A 6349-nucleotide genomic window follows, 5' to 3' on the forward strand; every position below is an offset into this window, starting at 1 on the left:
GGCGAAGTGTCCAACAAACCGGAGAGTGTCCAACCAAACTGTCGAAGTGTCCAACGAATGCGGTGGGGTTTCCAACAAAATCGTCAAAGCCTCCAACCAATTCGGTGAAATGTCCAACAAACTGGAAAGCGTCCAACCAAACTATCGAAGTGTCCAACAAACGTGGTGAGGTTTCCAACCAAACTGTCGGAGTGTCCAACGAATGCGGTGGGGTTTCCAACAAAATCGGCGAAGCCTCCAACCAATTCCGTGAAGTGTGCAACAAACCGGAGAATGTCCAACCAAACTGTCGGAGTGTCCAACGAATGCGGTGGGGTTTCCAACAAAATCGGCGAAGCCTCCAACCAATCCGGTGGAGTGTCCAACAAACCGTAGAGCCTCCAACCAAACTGTCGGAGTGTCCAACGAATGCGGTGGGGTTTCCAACAAAATCGTCAAAGCCTCCAACCAATTCCGTGAAGTGTGCAACGAACCGGAGAGTGTCCAACCAAACTGTCGGAGTGTCCAACAAACGCGGTGAGGTTTCCAACAAAATCGTCAAAGCCTCCAACCAATTCCCTGGAGTGTCCAACAAACCGGAAAGCCTCCAACCAAACTATCGAAGCCTCCAACCAACGCCGCGGAGTTTCCAACAAAATCGTCAAAGCCTCCAACCAATCCCGTGAAGCCTCCAACAAACTTTCTAATTGAAACTAATATAAGCATTTATTTAGAAATTTCGAAAAAAGGTGCTAATGGCATCCTACTATCGTCATGGAAAAAGATGGTTTTAAGACTTTAGTGGTCTAGACGACTATACATCATTTTGGATATGCTTTACCTACAGGTTGAAAGCGCTCCCACCTAACTATTTTACTATATTAGGTGGACGACCTAAAATTAGCTTGTAAAAGGAGGAACTTATGAAAAGAAAAACGTTTATGATCACGGCTGTTTGTACGATTTTGTTAGGAACATCGCCTGTTTTTGCTGGCAGTGATGTTCCCAATAACCCTTCAATTGAAAAGAAAGACAAGCACACTACCTCATCACGGAAGCCGCATCCAGTTTTCACATGGAATTCAACTGTCTTCCCGATTTCTAACACACTTCACCCCGGCTCTGCACGAGGAGCCGGTATGGTGGAAACTCCACTTCAACAAATTGATCAGATTATGAATCAGGCCATTTCGGAAAAAGTGATGCCTGGTGCTGTTGCTTTTGTGGCGAGAGGCGGGAAAATTGTGAAGCATGATGCTTATGGTTTTTCAGCTGCGTACACAGATGGCTCGCTTACAGAAATGGAAACTCCAATTCCAATGCAGACGGACACAATCTTTGATTTGGCGTCTATCAGTAAGATTTTCACCGCTACTTCCGTAATGATGCTTTTTGAAAAAGGTTTATTCGAACTAGATGACGCAGTTGCTAAGCATATCCCGGAATTTGCTGCAAATGGGAAGGAAAACGTAACGATCCGCCAATTGTTGACACACACCTCGGGGTTTGTCGCAGGAATTCCTATATATTCACAGGGGAATTCGAGAGATGAGCGGCTGCAGTTGGTGTTAAACCACCCGTTAGTCAATGCCCCGGGTACGACTTACACGTACAGCGATTTAAATATGATCACATTAGGTGTGCTAATCGAGCGATTGTCAGGGACTCGTCAGGATGATTTTGTCAAAACGCACATCACTGGTCCAATGGGGATGAAGGATACGATGTATAATCCTCCAGCTTCCTTGAAAAATCGAATTGCAGCAACCGAATTCCAGTCAATTCCAGACAGAGGGCTTGTTTGGGGAGAGGTTCATGATGAAAATGCATGGTCACTGGATGGTGTTGCGGGACATGCGGGTGTCTTCTCGACTGCGAAGGATCTTGCCATGCTTGCTCACGTTTTCCTGAATAACGGAAAATATGGCGGAAAAACAATCCTTAAGCCTGAAACGGTCAAACTCTTGCTACAAAATGAGAATGCTGCGTTTCCTGGCGATGACCACGGTCTTGGCTGGGAGCTAGGACAGGGATGGTATATGGATGCGCTTTCAGAGGGGACTCACTCCTTTGGGCATACTGGTTATACGGGAACATCGATTGTGGTTAGCCCGAACAACAAAACGGTTGCGATTTTACTGACGAATCGCGTGCATCCAAGTCGAGCGACTGTATCGACAAATCAAACGCGGAGACTGTTCGTTAGACAGGTAGCGGATGCGATTCCAGTCTTCATTCCCGGTAAGAATTCAGCATGGTTTGCAGGCTACGGAGATAATGTGAACCGTGTGATGGAAGCTGATCTTGCGCTGGCAAAGGACGCAAAACTTACTTTTCGTACATGGCATATGCTAGAGAATGAGTCTGATTTTGGCTATGTAGAAATATATACCGATGGCGTATGGGACAAGCTCGCCTCATTCACTGGTACAAGCAATGGCTGGGTTAATCAAAAGCTGACCATCCCGAAAGAAGCATCGAAACTACGCTTCAGTTATCATACCGATTCATCGGTGAATGGCCGTGGCTTGTATATTCTAGATCCATTGCTTAATTCAAAGAGCAAGCTTTCTTTCACGAATAATGAATGGCAACTGCGTGATTATTAATTATGAAAAGGGAGGAAAAGTATGAGTAAATTAGTCAAGAAATGTATCGTTTCAATTATTGCATTTGCTTTAGTGTTAACGAGCGGTCCACTCGCGGGGGCATCGGCTACTTCGGGAATCAAGGATTTAGTGATTGACCTCAACGTACCGCAAGTCGCGAGAGATGTGAAGGATAACACGCTTGATTTAAATGGCTTGCATGTCTATGCGGATGGCAACTTTGAGCTAGCGTCGAAGAATGTAACCTGGAAGTCTTCGAACAAAAACGTTGCCTCTGTTACTCAGGGCGGAGAAGTTAGCTTATCGGGTCACAATGGAAAAACGTTTATCTCTGTGAGCAATGGCAAATTCAGTGACCGAATCTCCATTCAATACAAAGGAAATCAAGGTCAGATTATTGTTGGAAAAGAAAAAGGCGTTCGCTATGACTTGATCGGCAAGGCTATCAAGCAGATGACGATGAAAGAAAAAGTCGGTCAAATGCTAATGCCTGACTTTAGAAACTGGAAGGGTGAAAATGTTACGGCAATGAATGCTGAAATTGCCCAGCTAGTTAAAGAGTATCATCTAGGCGGCGTAATATTATTCCGCGAGAATACAGTGACAGCTGAGCAAACAACGAAGCTAGTTAGTGCTTATCAGGAAGCATCAGAAAAATACGGACTTCTGATTTCAATTGATCAAGAAGGCGGGATTGTAACACGTCTTCAGACGGGTACGGATTTTCCTGGAAACATGGCGCTAGGAGCGACACGATCTGAAGAGGTAGCGAAAAAGGTTGGTATGGCCATTGGTGAAGAGCTTAACGCCCTTGGTATTAATATGAATTTTGGACCTTCACTGGATATAAACAATAATCCTGATAATCCTGTCATCGGAGTTCGTTCCTTTGGGGAGGACCCTGAGTTAGTGGGGAAATTGGGAAATGCCTATATTAACGGTCTTCAAGAAAGTGGAACAGCTGCAACGGCCAAGCATTTTCCGGGTCACGGCGATACGGCAGTTGATTCCCATTTAGGACTTCCGGAAGTACCACATGATATCAATCGTTTGAAAAAGGTGGAATTATATCCGTTCCAGCAGGCTATGGATGCTGGTATTGATGCAATTATGACGGCACATGTGACCTTCCCGAAAATTGATGATACAAAAGTTATTTCGAAAAAAGATGGAACAGAAATTGCCCTACCCGCAACGCTTTCTCAAAAAGTATTAACGGGTTTGATGCGCGAGCAAATGGGCTTTAAGGGAGTTATCGTGACGGATGCGATGAATATGGGGGCGATCGTTGAGCATTTTGGTGCAGTCGATGCGGCCATTCGCTCTGTAAAAGCAGGAACAGATATTGTTTTAATGCCTGTAGGTCTTGAGACAGTCGCCAATGGTCTGTATGATGCGGTTAATAAGGGAGAAATTTCAACTGAAAAAATCGATCAGTCCGTTGAACGGATTCTTACGCTGAAGTTAAATCGAGGCATTGTGAAAGCTGAAGTTGAAAAAAGTATAGATGACAAAATTGCGAATGCCATTCAAGTCGTAGGCTCTGCAGAACATAAAGCGGTAGAAAGCGAAGCAGCGGCTAAATCGATTACGCTTGTAAAAAACAATGCTAAGCTTCCACTTAAAGTAGGCACAAAAGATAAGATTGTTGTGGTCGGTTCAAGTGCTGATCTCCTTGCTGCTGAGGTTCAAAAGCATAATGAAAATACTACGGTTTTAACAACTACAACACTCCTTACAGAATCACAATTGGCGCAAGCAAAAGCGGCAGATTATATCATTTTAGGCACCAATACCTCCACGGTGAGCGGGAGAGAACCAAGTAATGATTTAATGAAGCTGGCAAATCAACTTATTGAACAAACCGATGTACCAGTTATTAGCGTCGGAATTCGAAATCCGTATGATATTATGGCCTACCCGAATGTAGATGCTTATCTTGTCCAGTATGGATTTAGACCAGCAAGTTATGAAGCATCCGTTAACACGATTTTTGGGATAAATAACCCAACAGGTAAACTACCAGTTACTATTTTTGATCAAGTCGGCGATGTTTTATACAAGTTTGGACATGGTTTAGGGTACTAATTTAGGTGTTTTGAATGAAATAAGATTTCGGCTACATGTTCAAGGAATTAAGAACGTATATTTCGGTTGGTTATACATTACATGGAAAGAGGGAGGCGTTTATTATGAAAAAATGGCTTACGGGATTGCTTGCGCTCGTTCTAGTACTATCCACATTTACTGGAGCTTCTGCTAAGAATGATAAAGATAAGAAGGACAAGAAGTTTCGCTTAGGTGTGGAGGTTTTGTTGCAGGATCAGCTTAATTTGATCAAGGGGAAGCGGGTCGGTTTGATCACCAATCCAACGGGAGTAGATAAAAACGTTACGAGTATCGTAGATTTACTTCACGCAAATCCTAAAGTGCAACTTACAGCTCTTTATGGTCCTGAGCATGGTGTCCGTGGGGATGCGCAGGCTGGGCAATATGTTGAAAAGTATATTGATGAAAAAACAGGGGTTCCTGTATATAGCTTGTATGGGGCCACGAAAAAGCCAACACCTGAAATGCTGAAAAATGTCGATGTGCTGCTATTTGATATTCAGGATGTTGGGGCACGATTTTACACGTATATTTACACAATGGCTTTAGCTATGGAAGCGGCAAAGGAGAATAATATACCGATTATCGTCCTTGACCGTCCGAATCCAATCGGCGGAACGAAAGTAGAGGGGCCTGTTCTCGAGGACAAGTACTCCTCATTTGTGGGTGAGTACCCGATTCCTGTGCGCCATGGCATGACGGTTGGGGAATTAGCGCTGCTGTTCAATAAAGAATTCAAGATCGGAGCCAATTTAACGGTCGTGAAAATGGAAGGCTGGAAGCGGAGTATGTATTACGATGAAACACCATTGGAATTCGTGCTTCCATCACCAAACATGCCAACTTTGGATTCCACTCTTGTCTACCCAGGTGCGGCATTAATTGAAGGAACGAATGTTTCAGAAGGAAGAGGAACGACTAAGCCGTTTGAATTAATCGGTGCTCCGTTCATCAACAGCTCAGATTTGGCGGCGAAGTTGAATGCTTACAAATTGCCAGGGGTCACCTTCAGAGCGGCTTCGTTTACGCCGACATTCTCAAAGCACGCGAATAAGTTGAGCCATGGAATTCAAATCCATATCACAAATCGAAACGTGTATAAGCCGTTTGAAACCGGGTTATATATTGTGAAAACCATTCATGATATGTATCCAAACGATTTCCAGTTCACAGCACCAGGTAGCGACGGAATATCCTTCTTTGATAAACTCGTCGGCAATGGCTCAATCCGGACCGATATTAAAGCAGGCAAGTCTGTCGAGGAAATGAAAAAAGCATGGCAGGCGGGTCTAAACAAATTCACTCATGTTCGTGAGAAGTATTTGTTATATAAATAACTAATCCAGCGACCTCTTTTTGAAAAGGGGTCGCTTTTTGGTGTGTTGGAATGTCCAACAAACGTGGTGGAGTGTCCAACCAATCCCGCGTAGTGTCCAACAAACGTGGTGAAGTCTCCAACCAACCCGGGGAGTGTCCAACAAAATCGGCGAAGTGTCCAACCAATTCCGTGAAGTGTCCAACAAACGTGGTGGGGTTTCCAACCAAATCGGTGAAGTGTCCAACAAACCGGAAAGTGTCCAACCAAACTGTCGAAGTGTCCAACAAATGCGGCGGGGTTTCCAACCAAATCGGCGAAGCCTCCAACCAATCCG

5 protein-coding genes are annotated in these 6349 nt (G+C 44.4%); 3 read left to right on the forward strand and 2 right to left on the reverse strand.

Annotated features, from left to right (window positions below):
• Nucleotides 1–571, reverse strand: a 571-nt coding sequence (locus I2484_RS20445) for a hypothetical protein (protein WP_207152900.1), incomplete at its 3' end; no start/stop codon positions are given.
• A gap of 331 nt (nucleotides 572–902) precedes the next feature.
• Between I2484_RS20445 and I2484_RS20450 the strand changes: the two genes are divergently transcribed.
• The 3 genes from I2484_RS20450 (at nucleotide 903) to I2484_RS20460 (ending at nucleotide 6034) form a co-directional block, all read left to right on the forward strand.
• Nucleotides 903–2588, forward strand: coding sequence for a serine hydrolase domain-containing protein (locus I2484_RS20450; protein ID WP_207152901.1), 1686 nt, complete (start codon nucleotides 903–905; stop codon nucleotides 2586–2588).
• Between the two features lie 21 nt (nucleotides 2589–2609).
• Nucleotides 2610–4676, forward strand: coding sequence for a glycoside hydrolase family 3 protein (locus I2484_RS20455; protein WP_207152902.1), 2067 nt, complete (start codon nucleotides 2610–2612; stop codon nucleotides 4674–4676).
• A 104-nt stretch (nucleotides 4677–4780) separates the two neighbouring features.
• Nucleotides 4781–6034 carry an exo-beta-N-acetylmuramidase NamZ family protein gene (locus I2484_RS20460; protein ID WP_207152903.1) on the forward strand — a complete coding sequence of 418 codons (1254 nt, stop codon included), beginning with the start codon at nucleotides 4781–4783 and terminating at the stop codon, nucleotides 6032–6034.
• On the opposite strand, the gene I2484_RS20465 is transcribed toward I2484_RS20460, so the two are convergent.
• On the reverse strand, nucleotides 6001–6349 hold a 349-nt coding region (locus I2484_RS20465), incomplete at its 5' end, for a hypothetical protein (protein ID WP_207152904.1). The two genes, I2484_RS20460 and I2484_RS20465, sit on opposite strands and share 34 nt — an antisense overlap.

The sequence above is a fragment of the Sporosarcina sp. E16_8 genome (assembly GCF_017347095.1).
Classification (GTDB): domain Bacteria; phylum Bacillota; class Bacilli; order Bacillales_A; family Planococcaceae; genus Sporosarcina.

What these genes read in the sequence shown, in the direction of transcription:
- I2484_RS20450 (WP_207152901.1), top strand. Translation starts at nt 903, where the DNA reads ATGAAAAGAAAAACGTTTATGATCACGGCTGTTTGTACGATTTTGTTA.
- I2484_RS20455 (WP_207152902.1), top strand. Translation starts at nt 2,610, where the DNA reads ATGAGTAAATTAGTCAAGAAATGTATCGTTTCAATTATTGCATTTGCT.
- I2484_RS20460 (WP_207152903.1), top strand. Translation starts at nt 4,781, where the DNA reads ATGAAAAAATGGCTTACGGGATTGCTTGCGCTCGTTCTAGTACTATCC.